This is a genomic window from Microcoleus sp. S36a_B3, from assembly GCF_036700745.1.
Classification (GTDB): Bacteria; Cyanobacteriota; Cyanobacteriia; order Cyanobacteriales; family Microcoleaceae; genus Microcoleus.
Map to the genome: position 1 here is coordinate 228,545 of NZ_JAUBPN010000006.1, position 18,362 is coordinate 246,906.

At 46.5% G+C, this 18,362-nt stretch carries 17 protein-coding genes and 2 pseudogenes; 8 read left to right on the top strand and 11 right to left on the bottom strand.

Annotated elements, in window-relative coordinates; all coding sequences use genetic code 11:
• Window positions 1-52 precede the first annotated feature (52 nt).
• From QUA01_RS09655 to QUA01_RS09665, 3 genes are all read right to left on the bottom strand, one after another.
• Window positions 53-1,369: an ABC transporter substrate-binding protein gene (locus tag QUA01_RS09655; protein ID WP_333089299.1), complete on the bottom strand. Its 1,317-nt coding sequence runs from the start codon at window positions 1,367-1,369 to the stop codon at window positions 53-55.
• A 540-nt stretch (window positions 1,370-1,909) separates the two neighbouring features.
• Complete coding sequence (locus tag QUA01_RS09660) at window positions 1,910-3,322, bottom strand: DUF4912 domain-containing protein (protein ID WP_333089298.1); 1,413 nt, start codon at window positions 3,320-3,322, stop codon at window positions 1,910-1,912.
• Between the two features lie 103 nt (window positions 3,323-3,425).
• Entirely contained in the window at window positions 3,426-3,632 is a 207-nt protein-coding gene (locus tag QUA01_RS09665) for a hypothetical protein (RefSeq protein ID WP_333089296.1), read from the bottom strand.
• A gap of 173 nt (window positions 3,633-3,805) precedes the next feature.
• On the opposite strand from QUA01_RS09665, the gene QUA01_RS09670 reads away from it, so the two are divergent.
• The 4 genes from QUA01_RS09670 to cysS all read left to right on the top strand — a co-directional run bounded on the left by QUA01_RS09670 (window position 3,806) and on the right by cysS (window position 6,921).
• Window positions 3,806-4,018: a hypothetical protein gene (locus QUA01_RS09670; protein WP_333089294.1), complete on the top strand. Its 213-nt coding sequence runs from the start codon at window positions 3,806-3,808 to the stop codon at window positions 4,016-4,018.
• A 96-nt stretch (window positions 4,019-4,114) separates the two neighbouring features.
• Entirely contained in the window at window positions 4,115-4,492 is a 378-nt protein-coding gene (locus QUA01_RS09675; RefSeq protein ID WP_333089292.1) for a hypothetical protein, read from the top strand.
• A gap of 300 nt (window positions 4,493-4,792) precedes the next feature.
• Window positions 4,793-5,368, top strand: a complete 576-nt coding sequence (locus tag QUA01_RS09680; RefSeq protein WP_333089291.1) for a Uma2 family endonuclease — start codon at window positions 4,793-4,795, stop codon at window positions 5,366-5,368.
• A 71-nt stretch (window positions 5,369-5,439) separates the two neighbouring features.
• Window positions 5,440-6,921 (top strand): cysteine--tRNA ligase, encoded by a 1,482-nt coding sequence (cysS, locus tag QUA01_RS09685; RefSeq protein ID WP_333089290.1) that lies wholly within the window; start codon window positions 5,440-5,442, stop codon window positions 6,919-6,921.
• A 71-nt stretch (window positions 6,922-6,992) separates the two neighbouring features.
• Here the strand turns inward: cysS and QUA01_RS09690 are convergent, their stop codons facing one another.
• The 3 genes and pseudogenes from QUA01_RS09690 to QUA01_RS09700 form a co-directional block, all read right to left on the bottom strand.
• Window positions 6,993-7,946, bottom strand: a complete 954-nt coding sequence (locus tag QUA01_RS09690) for an alpha/beta fold hydrolase (protein WP_333089289.1) — start codon at window positions 7,944-7,946, stop codon at window positions 6,993-6,995.
• 33 nt (window positions 7,947-7,979) lie between these two features.
• Entirely contained in the window at window positions 7,980-8,309 is a 330-nt protein-coding gene (locus QUA01_RS09695) for a helix-turn-helix domain-containing protein (protein ID WP_333089288.1), read from the bottom strand.
• A pseudogene (locus tag QUA01_RS09700) lies at window positions 8,302-8,691 on the bottom strand (type II toxin-antitoxin system RelE/ParE family toxin). Before QUA01_RS09700 ends, QUA01_RS09695 begins: the two are co-directional and overlap by 8 nt.
• Before the next feature lie 96 nt (window positions 8,692-8,787).
• Here QUA01_RS09700 and QUA01_RS09705 point away from each other — a divergent pair.
• The gene (locus QUA01_RS09705) at window positions 8,788-9,900 is read left to right on the top strand and encodes an AI-2E family transporter (RefSeq protein ID WP_333089286.1); all 1,113 of its coding nucleotides are present in this window, start codon (window positions 8,788-8,790) and stop codon (window positions 9,898-9,900) included.
• A 313-nt stretch (window positions 9,901-10,213) separates the two neighbouring features.
• Here QUA01_RS09705 and QUA01_RS09710 read toward each other — a convergent pair whose 3' ends face one another.
• Window positions 10,214-11,125 carry an OmpA family protein gene (locus QUA01_RS09710; protein ID WP_333089284.1) on the bottom strand — a complete coding sequence of 304 codons (912 nt, stop codon included), beginning with the start codon at window positions 11,123-11,125 and terminating at the stop codon, window positions 10,214-10,216.
• A gap of 372 nt (window positions 11,126-11,497) precedes the next feature.
• On the opposite strand from QUA01_RS09710, the gene QUA01_RS09715 reads away from it, so the two are divergent.
• Together QUA01_RS09715 and QUA01_RS09720 are read left to right on the top strand one after the other, a co-directional pair.
• Entirely contained in the window at window positions 11,498-12,169 is a 672-nt protein-coding gene (locus QUA01_RS09715; RefSeq protein ID WP_333089283.1) for a hypothetical protein, read from the top strand.
• A gap of 5 nt (window positions 12,170-12,174) precedes the next feature.
• Window positions 12,175-14,244: an abortive infection protein gene (locus QUA01_RS09720; RefSeq protein WP_333089282.1), complete on the top strand. Its 2,070-nt coding sequence runs from the start codon at window positions 12,175-12,177 to the stop codon at window positions 14,242-14,244.
• Between the two features lie 423 nt (window positions 14,245-14,667).
• Here the strand turns inward: QUA01_RS09720 and QUA01_RS09725 are convergent, their stop codons facing one another.
• The 4 genes and pseudogenes from QUA01_RS09725 to QUA01_RS09740 all read right to left on the bottom strand — a co-directional run.
• Window positions 14,668-15,897 carry a DUF4335 domain-containing protein gene (locus QUA01_RS09725; protein ID WP_333089280.1) on the bottom strand — a complete coding sequence of 410 codons (1,230 nt, stop codon included), beginning with the start codon at window positions 15,895-15,897 and terminating at the stop codon, window positions 14,668-14,670.
• A gap of 2 nt (window positions 15,898-15,899) precedes the next feature.
• Window positions 15,900-16,526 carry a DUF3038 domain-containing protein gene (locus tag QUA01_RS09730; RefSeq protein ID WP_333089278.1) on the bottom strand — a complete coding sequence of 209 codons (627 nt, stop codon included), beginning with the start codon at window positions 16,524-16,526 and terminating at the stop codon, window positions 15,900-15,902.
• A gap of 126 nt (window positions 16,527-16,652) precedes the next feature.
• The gene (locus QUA01_RS09735; RefSeq protein WP_333089276.1) at window positions 16,653-16,781 is read right to left on the bottom strand and encodes a hypothetical protein; all 129 of its coding nucleotides are present in this window, start codon (window positions 16,779-16,781) and stop codon (window positions 16,653-16,655) included.
• Window positions 16,782-16,881: 100 nt separating this feature from the next.
• A pseudogene (locus QUA01_RS09740) lies at window positions 16,882-17,046 on the bottom strand (IS200/IS605 family transposase); the annotation flags it as partial.
• Between the two features lie 34 nt (window positions 17,047-17,080).
• On the opposite strand from QUA01_RS09740, the gene QUA01_RS09745 reads away from it, so the two are divergent.
• Window positions 17,081-18,352 (top strand): RNA-guided endonuclease InsQ/TnpB family protein, encoded by a 1,272-nt coding sequence (locus QUA01_RS09745; RefSeq protein WP_333089274.1) that lies wholly within the window; start codon window positions 17,081-17,083, stop codon window positions 18,350-18,352.
• The last annotated feature ends 10 nt before the right edge of the window (window positions 18,353-18,362 follow it).

Consider the following 18,362-nt stretch of genomic DNA (forward strand, 5'->3'; position numbering starts at 1 on the left):
GTTGTATTCGGCGAATTCTCTTCGGCGAATTCTCTTCGGTAGGTTCCTTGTTTTACGAAGCTTTCGATTGTTTCAAACTGCTTAATAAATTGCGAGTTTCGCTAGCTGCTGCTTTCATTGCTTCTTCTGCAGTCATTCTTCCGGTAAAAGCTGAACTCAAATAGCGCTGCAAAATATCAGAAGCTTGAGCGTATTGTGCTATGGGCGGGCGTAAAACTGGCTGTTCCACTACTTTTAGCAGTTGCGGGTAGTGAGGATATTTGGCGACTATTTCTTTGTTAGTAAATAGGGATTTGTAGCTAGGAATTAAACCCGTTTCTAAAATAAATTTACGCTGGGTTGCTTCGCTTGTAAGGTATTTAATTGCTTTCCACGCTTGTTCTGGATGTTTTGAGGTTTTGGCAATTCCCCAGCCCCAGCCACCCAAGCAGGAACCGCCTGTTTTACCCGTACTGCTGAGCATTGGCTCGATCGCAATTTTGCCTCTCACCTTCGATCCCTCGGCATTTGCTAGCTTCCAAACATAGGGCCAATTTCGCAAAAATAGCGCTTTGCCGTTTTGAAACAATAGCCGGGTTTCTTCTTCGCCGTAGGTAGTAACACCGGGTGGAGAAATGCCAGAGGCGATCGTATTTTTGAGAAATTCTACTGCTTGAATTGCCTCCGGTTTATCTAACCCAACTTCAAAAGTTTGAGGGTTCGCCCAGAAGCCGCCGAAACCGGAGAGCACTTCGACAAACATCGCAGATACTCCTTCGTATTGTTTGCCTTGCCACAAATAACCCCAAGTTACTTTTCCCTGTTTTTGCAAGTTTTGAGAGATTTTTGCCATCTCTTCAAAGGTTTTCGGCGCTGGAATTCCCGCTTGTTCTAAAATGTCTTTGCGGTAATAAAGCATTCCGGCATCGGAAGCGTGGGGAATTCGGTAAAGTTTGCCTCGATATCGGCCGCCTTCGACGTTACCTTGAATGAACTTTGATAGTTGTTTGGGGGGAATTCTGTCTGTCAAATCCATCACCCAACCTGCGGCGGCAAATTTGGGAACCCAAACAATATCCATGTTGATGATATCGTAGGGCGAGTCGCCTAACAAAAAGGCAGATGTGTAAAGATTTTCTACGAGGTTTGTGTCAAATGGCCCTTCTATGAGGTTGATGCGAATATCGGGGTTTTTCTGTTCAAATTCTTTGACAAAGGGTTTCCAGTTAGTAATGTCTTGGCCTTGCATTAACATGGTGAGGGTTACTGGCTGCTTACTCAGTGCGGGCAGAATAAATAACAGCAAGATGGTGGCTAATGTGACGGCGCTTAAGGCGAAAAGACGGGGATGCTTCTGCCTTCGCTGGGGTGTAAAATTTATTTTTTGCATTTGCTTGGGAGAAGTTCCTGTGCGATCGCCTTATTTCTCTCTTAACTCGCTTTCTGATGTTTCACGGGATTTGGCGAGTTTGTGTAATAAAAATTTAAGTAAACTTTAACTTACTTAATAATCGTTGAGTGAAGAGTGCTAATTTTGATTGGACGAGTGCGATCGCGAGTTAAGTAAGCATCTATCTACAGACAGATATTGAGAGTCTTGTCAAATATCGTTTCCGCTGGCATTTGGCATTGACTTGATTAAATCGTTTGGCCGGTGCGTGAGTAATAATCTGGGAGTCTGGATTTAAAAATTTCTTGCGCTCACGCACCCTAAAAATAAATAATTCTTCTTCCCTCTTCCTTCTTCCCTCTTCCTTCGGATACAAAAAACACCGCTCCTCAAAACAGGAGAACGGTGCATAGGGGGTGTTATGGGTTGTTGTCTGGGATTAACCCTAACAAATCGCGATCGGCTGCGGGGAGGCCTTGTGATGGTTAAAAAATTGGCACAAACCTGCGCGCCTGTACGCCTCGCGATCGACCTTTACTGTTAGCCCAACCATTCCACAACAGCATCTTGCTTGGTGTTGGTGTGCCGTTCTGGGGTTTCGCGGTTGAATTTCATGTGGATGGCGCGGTTTTGTTCGCCGTCTGCTGCTACTGCAAAAATCGGATAGTCGATTAAGCCATCTTGGAAAGACATCTGGAAGCGGAAAGTGCCGTCAGCATTGAGTTTAATCGGCTGTCCGCCTACGTAAACTGTAGCGTCGGGTTCGGTGGCACCGTAGACGATCAGTTCTGCGTCAGCAACTAACCAGAACTGGCGGGGGCGCATCGGGGCGGCGAAGCCAACTCCCGACATACCGACACCGGACATACCCATACCGGACATGGTGAGCCCGGACATACCGACACCGGACATACCGACACCGGACATGGTGCGTCCCGACATACCGACACCGGACATACCCGCACCGGACATGGTGAGCCCGGACATACCTGCACCGGACATACCCGCACCGGACATGGTGAGCCCGGACATGGCGGGGGCTGCCCACATTCCGACACCGGAGGGGAACACGTAGGAACTCAAAGCTTGTTCGTGGATGCCTACTTGCTGAACCGAACCGGCGACGTGCGGCATGGAACCGAACATGGAACCAGCTACGCGCATCGATTCTGCCGATTCTGCCATGCCGAAGATTTCTTGGTAGATGCCGTTACGGGTGTTGTTGAAACTGTTACCGTTGCTTGCTTGTGCGATTTTTTTGGCAGGCGGAACCAGTTCGGCGAAGGTTTTACCGGACAAGTCTTCTTCCCAGTCGAGGGTGATGAATTGGTCTTCTATCCAATCGCTGGGATAGATTGGGGGAACGCGGACTTCGGCCGATCGCGCTAAGATCAACCAACGACCGTCTGCACAGCGGTAGCCGATGTCGATCGCATAATCGCGATCGCTAAGGGGGATCGGTACGTACCATTCCCGCGCCAGTTCGTCGCAGGGATATTCTTGAATGCTGTGCGGGCTTTGGATTTCGAGGTTAACATCTGTCACGTCGTAGATCCGCAGGGCGAGTTGCTGTCCGCCTTGGCGGCGCAATTCTTGTTTGCGATCGTTCGAGATATCCCAGTAGGTGTAAGCCCATTCTGGATCGCGCGGCATCAAAACCACCCGACTTTCGCCGTAGCCGTTGGGCAAATCTGCTAAACCTTCATCGACAGACGACAAGGAACCGCCTGTTCTGTCTTCTTGACCGAGTTCAAACTTTGCTGCTTCCACTGCTTCTTGTGCCTCTAGTTTGCGAGATGGACTGTATGAAAATTTGTTGCGCTGAATTTCTTGAATTGATGCCAGGAGTTGCGATTTCCGCATCCGGCTGTAGCGAGATACTCCACATTCGCTAGCGACTCTGCGGAGTTGTCGCAAAGTCATCTCTTCTAATGGTGGGCGTTCTTTTGCCATGAGTTTGTTCTCCTCTAATTTGCGATTGCGGGTTAGATTTTTTGTTTCAACACTTGAATAATGTGTTGATTTTTTGAGTTAGAAACTCTTTATAAATGCAAATTTAATCGAGCTTCCTCATCTCTCCAACCTTTGAAGCCTTGCTTGTGTTTAGCTTGCCTTGTCCCAAATTGCGATCGGGATTTGTGACTTTTTGGCTTCCGCGCGCACCGTCCGGTCTCAATAAAGCTTTATCTGTCGATTCTTGATTGACAAGATCGATTTTGCGAGTGCGATCGGTGCTGCTAGCAACGCTGTGCTGCCAGCACACGCGCTATTTGACTCCCATAGCTGCTTAACTGAAGCATTTCTTTGGGATCGCTTTGTCATGACTCAATGTTGCAGACAATTCGCGATCGGGTCAAGGGGTCTTTTGCCTCAATCATGGGTACTTATACGCATTCTCGTGTGTTTGGGGATCAATATGTCAGGGAATCTTGACATATGGGAGATTTGGGGGCTCGGTGTTGGCGCGAATGTCAGGATTTGATGACAATGGGCGATAGGGGGCTTTTGATGGGTTTGGAGGGTGGGTGGATGGGGCGATCGGGTGGCCAGAAACCGGGTTTTTTTCCAGAACATTTCGTCACAGCCCACAAAAATCGGAAAAACCCAGTTTCTTTAGTTTTGATGCGTCCAGGACTCAAAATGTCTTGAAGGTGAATTTACTAATCTCTATAATGTATGAAAAATCTGTTAATAATTGCTTGATATAGGGGATCGTTTGGCAGTGTATTTTCCCTGGAGGCGAAGATGAAGACTAAAGGTACAATTGTTTGGGACTATAAACAGGGTTGGACTTCTCCAGAACTAGAAGTTCCGGCAACAGGTAAAATTGCTATTTTTGTCGATTACCCAGATGACGACTTAAGTATGCCCATCATCGAACCCGAAGTAGAAGAACTTTTGTCAAATTTAGGCTATGTTGGTGAGGGTCGCTACATTGGAGAAAACGATCGCCTCAAACCCTGCGATACAAAAACTGTTACTTATGTAGAAACATTCTCTATTGAAGAGTTGAGCCATCATCTCAGAATACTGAATCAAACTATCATTCCGAGGGAATGGTTTTATATCTTAAATTCCGAGGCAAATATTATCAATCTTCAAAAGGCGATCGTTCCAGCATAACTGCTAGATTGAAAAATTATCGATCGCTTGGGATTTACGCACGGGTAGTCAGCAACTAGGTTTTTCCCTGGAAAACTTCGTCAAAACACGCAGAAATTCATAAAAACCTGGTTTCTTCAAGCGGAGTGGGTAAGTTCTGAGAATAGATATGTCGCTGGACTTCAGGCAACGCTATTTGATAGCGAAGAAATAGCAAAGCTTTGTATAATTAGTACAAGGTTACTTAAAAAAGCCCATATAAACTTGCAAGCTTTTGTGACACAATAGAATAGGTAATAGCCGATCGCGAGAACGCACAGTATGCTCAAAACCACCATTACCATTCCCCAAACCTTCAAAGTAACTCACGAACAGTTCCAGGAAATTGCTGCCGTCAACCGTGACTTAAGGCTAGAGAGAACTGCTACAGGAGAATTAATTGTTATGCCCCCGACAGGAAGCGAAACAGGAAATCGAAACCTAGATATTGAAGGACAACTATGGCTGTGGAACCGCCAAACCAAGCTGGGAGTAGCATTTAACTCTTCTAGCGGTTTTAAACTGCCCAATGGTGCCGATCGCTCCCCAGACGCTTCCTGGGTTAAATTAGAACGGTGGCAAACTCTCACACCCAAACAACAAGAAGGTTTCGCTCCCCTTTGTCCAGACTTTGTTGTAGAATTGCGATCTAAATCTGACAACATGGAACCATTGCGGGAAAAAATGCGCGAATACATGGTAAATGGAGCCATTTTGGGATGGTTAATCGATCGCAAAAACCATAAAGTTGAGATATACAGGCCAAGTCAGGATGTGGAAATATTAGATAATCCCACCACTTTGTCCGGGGAAGATGTATTGCCGGGATTTGTCTTAGATTTAACAGATGTTTGGTAGCGACAGCGAAAGATTCACCAACAGCAATATAATAAATTATAGCAGTACATCAATCTCAAATCTCAAATCCCATGCCCCTAACGCTTTACAACAGCTTGACCCGCCGCGAATCACCTTTTGAACCCCTCGAACCCTCAAAGGTGCGGATGTACTGTTGCGGCGTTACGGTATACGATTACTGCCACGTCGGCCACGCCCGCGCTTACATTGTTTGGGATATGGTGCGCCGATATCTGATGTGGCGGGGATACTCGGTGCGCTACGTTCAGAATTTTACCGATATTGACGACAAAATTCTCGCGCGCGCACGCGAGACAAATTCCACAATGGAAGCCGTAGCCGAACGCTTCATCGACGAATATTTTGCCGATATGGACAAACTAAATATTCTCAGGGCTGATGAATATCCCCGCGCCACACAATCAATGGACGGCATAAAACGGCTGATTCACGAGTTAGAAAACAAAGGCTTTGCCTACGCTTCCAGCGGCGACGTTTACTACAGCGTTAAAAAGTTTTCCGATTACGGAAAACTTTCCGGCCGCAAGTTGGAAGAAATGCAGGCCGGGGCTAGCGGAAGATTGGAAACCGCAGAAAGAGAAGCTCAAAAAAAGCAAGATTCCTCTGATTTTGCCCTGTGGAAAAGCGCTAAACCGGGAGAACCTGCTTGGGATTCATCTTGGGGAAAAGGTCGCCCCGGATGGCACATTGAATGTTCGGCGATGGTGCGCGATTGTTTTGGCGAAACTATTGATATTCACTGCGGCGGTTCCGATTTAATTTTTCCGCACCACGAAAACGAAATTGCTCAATCTGAAGCCGCGAGTGGTAAGTCTCTGGCTAATTATTGGATGCACAATGCTTTTGTGACTGTCAATGGCAAAAAGATGTCGAAATCTTTGCACAATTTTATTACAATTCGCGATTTGTTGGAGGGGAATTGGTCGGGCGATAGCGACAATGCAAAAGCGGTGGAACCGATGGCGGTGAGGCTGTTTGTGTTTATGGCGCAGTATCGCAGTCAGATTGATTTTACTGAAGAGGCGATCGCATCTGCTAGAAATGGCTGGAATACGATCGCCGAAGGCTTGCTTTTTGGGTTCCGATATGCCGATAAACTGAGTTGGGATGTTGAAAAAACCGGACAAGATACCAATGCTGTGCAGCAGTTTCAAGCCGCGATGGATAATGATTTCAATACTCCGGCTGCTTTGACTGTTTTGTTTGAATTGGCTAAGGAATTGGGCAAGGAAGGTAATGTTTTAGTGCATCAAGGCAAAACTGACACTTCGCCGGAATTGTTGCAGCAAAAGTGGCTAACTTTGGTGAGTTTGGCGGGGGTTTTGGGGTTGGAAGTTCAGCCGGAAGCTGACAGCGATGATGCGGTTGGCGGTTTGAGTGATGGGGAGATTGAGGTGATGATTCAGCGGCGGAAAGATGCGCGGATAGCTAAGAATTTCGCTGAGGGCGATCGCCTTCGCAATGAACTTAAGGATAATGGGATTACTTTGATTGACCAAAAGGATGGTACAACTATTTGGCACCGGGGTTAAAAAACTGGTTTGTAGTGAGTAATTCATTCCTCTGGGACGGACTGAATTCCTCACTACGAAGGAATGAATTTTTATTGATTTAACTTATTCACAAATTCGGCAACCGCGCCGACAAATTCTGGGGTGGATTCGTAGGGTAAAACGTTGCGCCCCGGCATTAATAAACCCTCTGCGTTGGGAAAGTTAGCCAAATATTGCGCTAGTCTTTCCTCTGGTTTTTCTTCTTTACCCGATTGACTGATGCTTGAGGCTTTTTCTCCCATGACAACGAGTACGGGGCGATCGAACTTTTGAATCGTGCTACTATAATCCTGGCGCCAAAACCCCGCTAAAAACGAGAAAACCGCGTGACGGCTGTCAGGATTTGCCGCCCCAGCCTGCAAAGCCTCCAACCATTCGCTGTCAACTTTTGCCGCATCGCCAAACAGTTGTTTTGCAGAAAAAGATCGCAAGAATTCAGCGCGTCTGGCGTAGCGGTAAAAAGCGTTTCCCAAGGGAGAATCTAACAAATTCCAGACAATTCTTTGCTGTCTCTCTGTCGAATGTTTGTTCATCACCGCCCAAGCTGGAGGCCCGGCGAGGACTAACCCGCGAATTAAATTTGAGCCGCTTTCCTGCTGAATTTTTGCTAATTCCAAGGCTACACACAGTAAAGCACCTTGCACGAGTACGATCGCAGGTTTTTTTACTACAGTCTCCAAGAAAAACTGCAACTGGGCCGCCCAATCGTCAGGATAGCAAGCCACAGCAGGCATTTCGCAATCTCCGCACCCCAAAAGATCGGGGTTATAAATCGGATTTGTGTTGCCCGATTTGTACCAATTTTCGCAAAATCTCTGCCAAAATACTCTTGACAATCCAACTCCTATGGGATGAATCAATAACAAAGGGATGCTATTTTCGACCGCAGTATTTGGGTTGTAAACATCGTAAGCACAGCGATAATTTTGCCATTCGTAAAATAGCGTTGGTGATTTAATAGACGAAATGGCGGACAAATCTTGATTTGAAGGTGGTGATTGCATATTAACCGTTTAATTTTTTACTTGTTTGTTTACTTATGATGCAACGACAATGTGAGTTTTAGCTTGAACATTTGGTGGCGAGTGGGCAATCCGAATCTCTACGTTGCTGCCGAGTGCGTTGAGAAAACGAAATAGGCGTTCCGTAGAGAAATCTAATAATTTACCGCGCATCAATGCTGAGAGTGTAGGTCGATCAATTCCTAATAGCTTTGCTGCTTGGTTCTGGGTTAGTTGGCGTTCCAAAATTAATTCACTAATCTGATGAGCTAGTTCTGCCTTAATCAGTAATTCCTCTGGATTGGCTAGCCCTAAATCAGCAAAAACATTTCCACTACTGGAATGCACTTTGATTTCTTCAGTCATTTTGTTCCTCCAATTCTTGCTGTTCTAAATATTTTTTGTAGTGTTCTTTGGCACGCTTAAGTCGAGATTCAATCAAATCTATATCTTGCTTGGGGGTAGCCATTCCCTGCTTTGATTTTTTTTGAAAAGCATGAAGAACATAGACTCTTCCTTCAAATTTTACGGTCTATACCGCTCGGTAAGTGTCTCCATCAAAATTTTCAACAATTTCTATAACGCCAGCACCTTTAAATCCTTTAAGCGGTTTAGCATCAGGATGCTTTTTACCCAGTTGAGCGCGGTACAAAGCAAAACCCATAATTTGCTGGACATCTTCAGAAAACTCGCGCAAGTCGTCACGGGAACTGCCGCTCCATTCAACGGGTTTTAATAGCGAATTCATAATCTTAATTATATTATTTATATCATATTGTTTATCATAAAATAGAGAGTGATACGCTCGACAACAATATCATTACTCAATTTTGTCAGAATAATCATGTCAGAACAGCGGATTACAATTTCTATACCTAACTTGCTGCTAATTGTAGCATCGTCCTTGCTGCTAGTGCTACTGTGGCAATTGCGGAGCCTGCTAGTAATTCTGATGATATCAGTCGTGCTCGCCGCTTCGATCGTCCCGATCGTCAATTGGGCCGAAACCATGCGCCTTCCCCGCTGGCTGGCGGTGATTCTGGTTTATTTAACTCTGATCGGCGGATTTAGCGGGGCGGTAGTGTTAATCGGCCCGACAATCATCGAGCAAATCCAGTTACTGGTGCGACTGCTACCAGTTTATGTTAAAAGTCTGGAAACCTTAGCAACTAATCTATTGAGTCGCCTCACCGACGATGCCCCGGCGCTGGTGGGTCAGTTGGTGGATACTCAATCGCTGACGAATTGGCTGATTCGATCTAGCCAACAACTAATTTTGCGATCGTACAGTTTAACTAGAGGCATTTTAGGAGGTGTTTTCAGCTTAATTTTAGCATTATTTATTTCAGGTTACATGGTTGCCGATAGCAACACATTAATTAAAAGCTTAGTGCAGTTTTTCCCCAAACCTTGGGATGAAAAATTAGCCGCCCAAGCAACTCCCATCGGTCAAAAAATGGGGAGTTATATTCGGGGAAGAGTGTTAGTTTCGGGGATTTTAGGGATATTTATTACCACAGGTTTGAGCGTTTTAGGAATGCCGGAATTTGCTTTAGGCTTGGGTGCGATCGCAGGTGTTACCAACCTGATTCCCTTCATCGGCCCAGTATTGGGAGCAGTCCCCGCATTAATTGTAGCCTTAGCTAAAGGTGGCTGGCTAGTTTTGTGGGTATTGCTGTTATTTGTAATTATCCAAAACTTGGAAACTTACGTGCTCGATCCTTTGCTGGTTGGTTCCTCGGTTGGCGTGCATCCATTGTATCAATTGCTATCCGTCCTCGGAGGCGTGCAAGTATTGGGAATTATCGGCGCAATAATTGTGCCACCTTGGTTTGCGGGAGTGGCGGCTTTGGTGGAAAACTTGTATTTAAAACCGAAGCTTAGAGGGGAACATCGAGAGGCAATAAATCAGGCTAAACATAATTCTGACTTACCGCCTATAACACCTTTGACGTGACAGCAGGTTATGGCTAGATCGCGGAACATACTCGTAAGGTGCGTCGCCTCAAAAATTCTTAACGAAATATCAAAAATCTCACATATCCGCACCTTATAGCATTCACGAGTGCAAATCTTATTACCCAAAAATTGTGCTTATTTCCTCAATGATTGTCCGGTGCGTCGCTAGGGTATTGTTTGTCAAATTCAGGGATTTTTGATAGCGACGCACCCTACCACTTAAATCTGCGGTTGAACTATCAATCAAATACTGATAAATCAGTGTACTATCAACAACCAACAACCAACAACTAATAACTAACAACTAACAACTAAGGACTAATTGCCACTTCAATGCGGCGGTTGCGCTGCCGGTTGATATCAGAACTATTGTCTACCAAAGGGCGACTTTCCCCGTAGCCGATCGCCACCCAATGATAATTGCGATCGATCGCGCCAGACAAATACTGCACCACAGCCTGAGCCCGCGCCAACGACACATTGCGATTTTCTACCACTTCCCCCCCGTCGTCAGTGTGGCCGGCCACCCGCACCGTTGCACCCTGGTAACTGCCTAAATCCGCCACCAAATTGTCCAAAATCGCACTCGTACCCGCGCGCAAAGAAATGCTGCCAGTATTAAACAAAACATCGCTGGGCAGAGTTACCATCAGCCCATCCCTTCCAAACACCGAATTATTCACAGTTTCAGGGTTCAGACTCTGGCTGCTGCTTGCGGGTAAAACAGGAGTAGGGCTCGCCGCCGCTTCCGGCGCAGCCAATTCCCGCGACATCAACTGCAACCGCTTTTCCAAAGTTTCCGTCGGGCGGCTGCTACCCAACTGACTCTCCAAAGCCGCCGTGCGGCCAATCAGCGCGTTGAGCTCGCCCTGCAACTGTCTCAAATCAACCTGTAATTTCTCTCTCAAGGCAGGATTGATTTTTGACTGGGGACTGGGTGTAGCGGTTGGTGCCGGAAGCGCCGGAATTGGCCTTGCTGGTGCGCGTTGCGGGCTGGGGGTCAAATTTTGAGTTAGGCGCAGCAATCTCTCGGCGATCGGCATCTGGACCCTATTAGAAGGGTAAATTTGGGCGATCGTCATCCCCAAAACCCAGGCAAAACCGCTACCTACCCCCAGCAGCAGCAGTCGAAAAATCAGCGACAGCAAAAACAAACCTTTTCCCCGCGACTTGGAAACGCGAGTCGGGGGGATTGAAGGTTTTTGGTTAAAAGATCGCGTCATATTGCCTCCCTCTCGGTGCAGGTACCAGGTTAATTTCGATACTATCTTACCTATCAGATTTGAGATTTTCCATTTTTAGATTTGAGATTTGACGAAAATTATACTATCTCAAAAAGAAACCCGGTTCTTCCAAACTTGGGGTTTAGCGGCGCAGCATCCTTGCCAGAAACCAGGTTTCTACTTCCCGGCACCGATGGGAAATTGTATATTTTAGATGGGAAGACAAATCTAACACCTAAAACAGAAACCCGGTTTCTCCTAATTTGGGGTTTAGTGGCGCAGCATCCTTGCGAGAAACCGGGTTTCTAGTACCCCGGCGCGTAAGCCTTAATTCTGTTGGATAATGCTGTATAATTTTTGGAAAAAAAAACGATGACTGACCCTTTAAATAGCGCCTATCCGATTCCTTGGGAATGGATTAACGCCACTCATGCCAAACTGAGCTCTACTGGCGGCACCAGCCTCCGCTACTATCGCAGCCCTTCCCTAGTTTCAACTAACGGCCAACACGCGGCTTACAGTCGAATTGAGTTGCAAGTACAGCCGGAATTAGCCCAGTGTAGGGTTAGCAGCGTTATGTTTGTGGAAAATCTCAAAACCGGGGAATTGCAAACAGTGGCTGCTGCTTCGCCGCTGGCGGAAAGCGGAATGTATGCTAGCGATGACACAGATATGTCCGGGACGATCGCGATTTTAGTACCTGTTGCTTGGAATCAAGAGGGTTCCCGCCTTCTCGCCCGAGAATTTGAAGCGCTGTTCAACTCTTCCGATATGTCCGACTACGCGGTCATTTGGGATAAAAATGATAATTACACTTATACTGTTGCTCCCGCTCGCAGTCTTTACACTCATGCTGTACTGTTGGGTTGGAGTCAAGTTTGCCCCGGACAAGTTCTGTTCCGCGCCGGTCATTTGGGCGATCGACATTGGCCTCTTTGTGCAGTAGATATGACCGGTCAAACAGTAGCTGTCAGCGAAGACAAACCCCTAGTTTTCGGCACTCAAGCCAGCGCCGACTGGATCGAACCTAAAACTCGTTTTTAGATACTATGGCAGCATCTTCTTCGATCTGGCCCACAATTATTTTACTTTCCGGTCAATTTTTAGACCAATTCATTTTGACTCTGGGGCTGATAGCCTTAGCTGTCGTTTTTGGTTTAACCGCTTTTATTTTTATTCGAGTTTTCCTCAATTGGTTCCAGGCGAAATTGGAAAAAAACCGCCATTTCAATCTACCGCTGTTCCCAAAAAAGGCTGAAAAATCAACCGCTAACATTGCAGATCCTGAAAAAGTTTTTTTAGAACCCGTGTTCGTAAAAACCGACAGAAATTTTGTGATTTCCGTAGCAGAAAACGATATTTTAGAAGAGATTGAACCGGCAATAATTTACAAAAATTCAGCAGCAGTTGCCCGTCTGTACAAGCCGATCGCTCTTTGGCAAGGGCGCTTAATTTTGCCCTCAAAGGAACAGCGCCCGCCCAAAGATACAGTATTTTTGGAAGTAATAAATGCCCCCAAAAAATATCAAAATTTTATTGGCAAAACAGTCTTTTTGAAGTGGATCGCCAACCGCCAAGTTCAGTTTTTTGTCCACGCAGTCAGTCAAGATATCAACTTCACAAAACAAACGAAAAAAAGTCAAAAATCTGGTAACATCCATCCAGATAGGTTGAACGGCTGGCGAAATGTCGGCCCTTTGGAAACTTTGGCGGGTAGCAGACTCGAAGACAGCGTGACTGTGATGCTGCGGAGGCCGGTGATTGCGATCGACCACAGCAGCGGCCAGCAGGAACTAATTATCGATCGCGAACCCGTACAAATTATCGGACGTTTGTGCGCCTTAGTTTCAATTTTACAGCGCCAAGAACCCGACAACAACAAATTTATTGTCCGGCATTTCAACAAAACATCCCAACAATTTGACGGCGCAGCCGAAATCATTCGGATTCCCCAAGTACAACCAGACAAAAATGGTATAGCGAGGTCTACCAATCACCTGATTGAACAATCGCCATTAAATCCAGATGGCTGGTATATTTACGGCGAAAGAGACGAAGACAGTATTTTTGTAGTCCAAGCAATTGAACCGCGCAAAATTGCTCAGTTAATACCAGATGAAACATATTTTGGACTGAACAAATCTCTCGCTTATTTAAAAGACGAAAACTGGTCAAATACAGCGGCTCAAAAAGGACAAGCAAAAAGAGTATTGTTAATGCCAAATGAGGTAGCCGAAAACACTTTAGTCTCCCCTTGGAAAGAAGGAGATATCGGTATCGTGATTCACAGTTTTGGGGGTATTGGCGGCAAAAAAGGCGAATCTGCACCGCTGGGAATTGTCACCGGACATTTTGCTTTCGGAATCGCAAAAGTAGTGCGCGATGGATTTACCGACGAACTGCGTTTTGACATAGAATACAAACAAGTATACGCCCACAATCCCGATGGAATTGTCGCCGGTTCGAGTAAGTGGCAAAGTTATATGGGAGACTTGCAGCGTGGCTGGTTGGGCGATCGCCCGGTTTGCGATATCATTTGTAAATTAGACTGCGTGTGTTACGACTACGATTTTGACGGCATCATCTTGTCGCCTTTAACCGAATTAAACCAGCAACTAGATATCATGATGGCGCGCTACCGCAGCGGAGACGGCACCGGCGCAACTTTAGTCACGCCAGCAACTTCTTGCGTCCAAGATTCCAGTCAAGCAATTTACGCTACTATTAAAAAAATCACTGCCGAAGTCGAGTCAAATTCTCAAATTCAAGACTGGCTAAAAACAAATCCTACCCACGCACAAACCGAAAGATTTCATCAGTTAGTAGTTTTGGGAGAGAGTTTAGGAAAAGTATTAATTCCCCTCGGTATTGTCCGTCTAGATTGGCGCAAAAATACGAGATTGGTAGGGATTGATTCGGAACAGAAAAAAAGCTTTTTTTCTGGGATCACGAACCTGCTAAAAGCTGTTATTAGTTACCGAACAATGCTTCCCAGACGTACTCAAGATGAAATCGCCAAAATTCTCTTAAAACAAGGATCCTTTTTGTGGATAATTCGCACCAATCAAGTTGGGGGATTCGATCCAGATATTAAGCCTCGTGCGCCGACAGAACTTTGAGTCAAATTATAATATAAGAAAAAGACGGCGGTTGAAACCGCCAGAAAGTCAAACGAAGATGATTCGGCGATTGAAATCGCTTCTACAAAAACGAAGTCTGCCTCCGCAGGCTAAGAGTTGAGGAATTGGTTTGTAGTGTGATGTTATATCGTTTCCGTTTGGATCGGAATGATTTAACCGCAGAGTACACAGAGTACACAGAGTCCGAGAATATATATCTGAATCATTCCGATGCTACGCGATTTGATATTACATCGTTTCCGGTTGCGTTGGGATCATAAACTAGGGGGCAATTCATGAATGATTCTGACAAGTTGCCACCCTCAGATAGGCGCAATTTTAAGTGTTTGGAGTCAATCGTTAACAGTCAACAGTCAACAGTCAACCGTTAACAGTCAACAGTCAACCGTTAACAATCAACCATTACCAAGGAGTGACTGCAACAGTGCCGCCCGGTGCAATAACTACTCGGAAATCAGCTAGGGGTTCTGCTGGTGGCCTGCTGCCAATCGGTTTGTAAAGCAACTCCGATAACGGCGCTTCGGATCGATCGACTGCTGCGGGATTCTCCGACTTATAACCGACAATCGCCCCATCCTTAGCCACACTCACCCGATAAACCAACTCCGCATCCACCGCAGGCTTAGTTTTCAAAACTCCGTCAATTTGCTGGGAAAGTTTGCCCTTCAACAGCTCGATTTCTGCCGGATCGGTAATCGGCCCGGCTGCAACATCAGGACTTGGCAAAGCTTCAGAAACAGGACTGGGCGTGCTTTGGGGCGAAGCTTCCAACTGCGGGGTGGTACTCGGTGAAGCCTCCGATTGCGGGGTGGTACTGGGCGAAGCCTCCGACTGCGGGGTGGTACTCGGTGAAGCCTCCGATTGCGGGGTGGAGCTCGGAGTCGGCGAACTCGGTTCAGCATTCGGAGTCCTCTCCCCAGGTAGCAAACCGTCAGCAGGCCTGGGAGTAGGATTTGGCGAAGCCGATCCGCCCGGATTCGGCGTTCCCTGATTCTGCCCTGCAGGATTTGGCTGTCGCACCGGATCTCTCGGACGCTGGAGTTGCGGCACCGGCACCAAGAAAAAGGCCATCGCCGCCAAAGCCAAACTCGATATCCCCACCACCGCAGGCAAACTCCGCTTCGCCAAAGGTTCGGCGGACTTGATATAACGCTTGGAAATTGGGGTTAATTGCAGAGACAATTCTGGCAGCGTCTGGGTGTCGGCAAAAAATTGATCGATCGCCTCCACTAAGTCAAATAGCTGTACCGTCGTCAAATCTAATTTTGCCGACAGTTCTGTTTTTTGATCGATTTGGGTAGCGCTGCCTGTTTCGGCTGGTAGAACGGTCAAACGGTGCGAATTCTCGTCTATTCTGTGCAACTGCACCGTACTCAAATTCGGGCCGTAGCGATCGGGATAATGCACTCCACTCATAAATTCTTGGGCGTAGCTGCTGACAGCCCTCACCAAGCTTTCAAAAAACTCCCGTCCCCCGCTGAGGGGTTCGCCGATGCCTGTCACATAACATTCAGCGCTCATTAGTATAGAAAGCACTGGCCGTGTATCTAACTGGCTAGATACCGATCCGTCGCTCAACCCTTCCAGAACCAGGGTGCAATTCGGCAGACTGTACTGACGCCTAATAGTCATTTTTATTCCACTTCTCCATCAAACAAGCTAACCCAGAAGCGCTGCATTCCGGCCGTCCCCGTACAAAATAGCAGTTTGCTCAACAAGTTTAAAGCGAGTTCGTTGAGCTTCTCGTCGGAATTGTAAGCTGCAACTAGCGATCGCTTCGGGTTCATGCGCGATCGAAAATGAGCTCGAAAGCGTTCTAAATAATCGGCAAGCTGCAAGTTCTCGCTGAGGGGGAGATTTCTCGATCGCAACTGCTGCGAATCTAGCAGCAACTGGCGAATTGTCGCGGTTAACTTGCGCGCCATATTACAGGCGATCGCCACCAGCGCTTTTGCCTCCACCACTGTCAGGGATCGGCGCTGGGTATAGCGTCTCAGCGGGTTAGTATTCCGCATCATCCAAAAGGCAACCCGATTTTTGATAATTGACTCCAATTCCAGGTCTTTTGACACTGCCAGCATTTCTTCCGCCCCTCCGAGATACAAGGCTTCGATCGCCAGCAACATCAAATCAATTTGCAATCTAGCCCGACGGGGACATCCGCCATCGTTCGGCGACAAGTCTGGCAAACTGTCTAAAATCAACGGGTTTGACTCGGTAAGCAAAGTTTCTGACGGCATTAAGATCACGGGAACATCCATTCCAAACAAACTATACGGTTATCCGAGGTCTCTGGCATGACAAATTCTCAATCAAAGACTCCTCTCGGATACTTTATTTTTATCAATCACTTTTATGTGTCTTTTAAATCTAGCAGCAACCGACCGTCACGGGCGAGAAACGGTGCCGGGAGTTCGATCGAACGCCGCCCGTTTCCCCAGCCGATCCCTTAAAGCTTTGTGATTTCCCGGCGAAGCTGGGGGAGAAACCGACGGTGGACGATCGAACTTGACCATTTCCAACTTAATGTCGGCAGGGGTCGCCCGTTATAACGGTACTCCGTTTAACGGGTGGGGAATGCCTACCAACAAAAAACTGAGCGATAGCGAAACGTCATTATTCTGGGGTTGTTTGTTGCTCAACATACTTTCTTAACTGCTCAATTGTCATACCGCCACAGCTAGTCACAAAATACGAACCCGTCCAGAAAACAGGTTTAGTATAGACTTGTTTTAATTCTACTGCAAACTCTTTTCTCAGTAGCCTACTAGAAACAGTTTTGTGTCATGCAGACGGTAAGTGTATAATAAATCTCATGATACTCACCTATTGCTACAGAATCAAGCCTAGTGCCGAACAGGAAGCCGTTATGCTCTATACCTTGGAGTTACTAAGACGGCACTGGAATTATGCGCTAGGTCAACGTCTAGATTGGCTGCGGCGTACCCGTTGTCAAATAGACCGATGTAGCTGTCGGAGCGAACCGATAGGAGATATTCCAGAAAAAGTAGATTATTACACCCAGCAATCAGCACTTAAAGAAACGAAGCTCATTTACCCCGAATACAAGAAAATTTGGGCAGAGTCTCAACAAGTTAACTTGCAGAGACTGCTTCATGCTTGGGAACGCTGGTTAATTCCAGATAAATCAGGCAAGCGTGGCGGACGACCTCGGTTTAAAAAAGCTGGAGAGTTACGCTCATTTGTCTATCCACGAATCAATTGTTCTAAGGCAGGAGCGTATCTAAGTAATGGAGTATTGAAGCTATCAAAGATAGGTGAGATGCCAGTTGTGATGCACCGCCCTATCCCTAATGGTTTTATTCTCAAGACTTGTACGATTATTCGCAAGGCAGATGGTTGGTATTGTTGTATTTCCCTGCAGGATTCTACAGTACCGTCGCCGTTACCAGTAGAAGAAATTAAGTCGGTCACGGCAATTGATGTGGGCTGCGAAAAATTTCTGACTACCGCACAGGGACAAGCCGTAGCAGTTCCTCGGTTTTATCGTTCATCACAAAATAGATTAGCCAGCGCGCAACGCAAATTAGCGCGTCAAGAAAAAGGTTCTAAAAATTGGGAGAAACAGAAAAATAGAATTGCACTATTACATTTGAAGGTGGCTAGATGCCGCAAAGAGTTTCATTATCACGTCGCACATTGGCTGTGCCAAACTTATGATTTAATTTCATTTGAAAATCTTAATATCAAAGGCTTAGCCCGTACCAGATTAGCGAAATCAATCCTAGATTGTGCCTGGGGCGCGTTCCTACAAATTCTGCAAGCAGTGGCGGTTAAACGCGGCAAGCAAACAGTAGAAGTGTCGGCTCGTGGCAGTAGTATTGAGTGTTCTAGTTGCGGTACGAGAGTTGAAAAGACCCTGAAAGATAGAGTGCATGAGTGTCCTAGTTGTCGTTTAACCATTGACAGAGATTGGAACTCAGCACTTGTATTATTAGCTCGTGGACTTGGGGCAGTTGGACTACCGCTTCCTGGCTGTGGAGGCTTAGGGGATGCCCAGCCGTCGATGCAGCAATTTCTGATTGTGAAATTGGAAGCTCCCGTTATAGTCGGTACTCCGACTTAACGGTGAGAGT

Coding starts and splice junctions, on each gene's coding strand:
- QUA01_RS09655 (WP_333089299.1), bottom strand. CDS start 1,369: ATGCAAAAAATAAATTTTACACCCCAGCGAAGGCAGAAGCATCCCCGT.
- QUA01_RS09660 (WP_333089298.1), bottom strand. CDS start 3,322: ATGGCAAAAGAACGCCCACCATTAGAAGAGATGACTTTGCGACAACTC.
- QUA01_RS09670 (WP_333089294.1), top strand. CDS start 3,806: ATGGGAGATTTGGGGGCTCGGTGTTGGCGCGAATGTCAGGATTTGATG.
- QUA01_RS09675 (WP_333089292.1), top strand. CDS start 4,115: ATGAAGACTAAAGGTACAATTGTTTGGGACTATAAACAGGGTTGGACT.
- QUA01_RS09680 (WP_333089291.1), top strand. CDS start 4,793: ATGCTCAAAACCACCATTACCATTCCCCAAACCTTCAAAGTAACTCAC.
- cysS (WP_333089290.1), top strand. CDS start 5,440: ATGCCCCTAACGCTTTACAACAGCTTGACCCGCCGCGAATCACCTTTT.
- QUA01_RS09690 (WP_333089289.1), bottom strand. CDS start 7,946: ATGCAATCACCACCTTCAAATCAAGATTTGTCCGCCATTTCGTCTATT.
- QUA01_RS09695 (WP_333089288.1), bottom strand. CDS start 8,309: ATGACTGAAGAAATCAAAGTGCATTCCAGTAGTGGAAATGTTTTTGCT.
- QUA01_RS09705 (WP_333089286.1), top strand. CDS start 8,788: ATGTCAGAACAGCGGATTACAATTTCTATACCTAACTTGCTGCTAATT.
- QUA01_RS09710 (WP_333089284.1), bottom strand. CDS start 11,125: ATGACGCGATCTTTTAACCAAAAACCTTCAATCCCCCCGACTCGCGTT.
- QUA01_RS09715 (WP_333089283.1), top strand. CDS start 11,498: ATGACTGACCCTTTAAATAGCGCCTATCCGATTCCTTGGGAATGGATT.
- QUA01_RS09720 (WP_333089282.1), top strand. CDS start 12,175: ATGGCAGCATCTTCTTCGATCTGGCCCACAATTATTTTACTTTCCGGT.
- QUA01_RS09725 (WP_333089280.1), bottom strand. CDS start 15,897: ATGACTATTAGGCGTCAGTACAGTCTGCCGAATTGCACCCTGGTTCTG.
- QUA01_RS09730 (WP_333089278.1), bottom strand. CDS start 16,526: ATGGATGTTCCCGTGATCTTAATGCCGTCAGAAACTTTGCTTACCGAG.
- QUA01_RS09735 (WP_333089276.1), bottom strand. CDS start 16,781: ATGGTCAAGTTCGATCGTCCACCGTCGGTTTCTCCCCCAGCTTCGCCG.
- QUA01_RS09745 (WP_333089274.1), top strand. CDS start 17,081: ATGATACTCACCTATTGCTACAGAATCAAGCCTAGTGCCGAACAGGAA.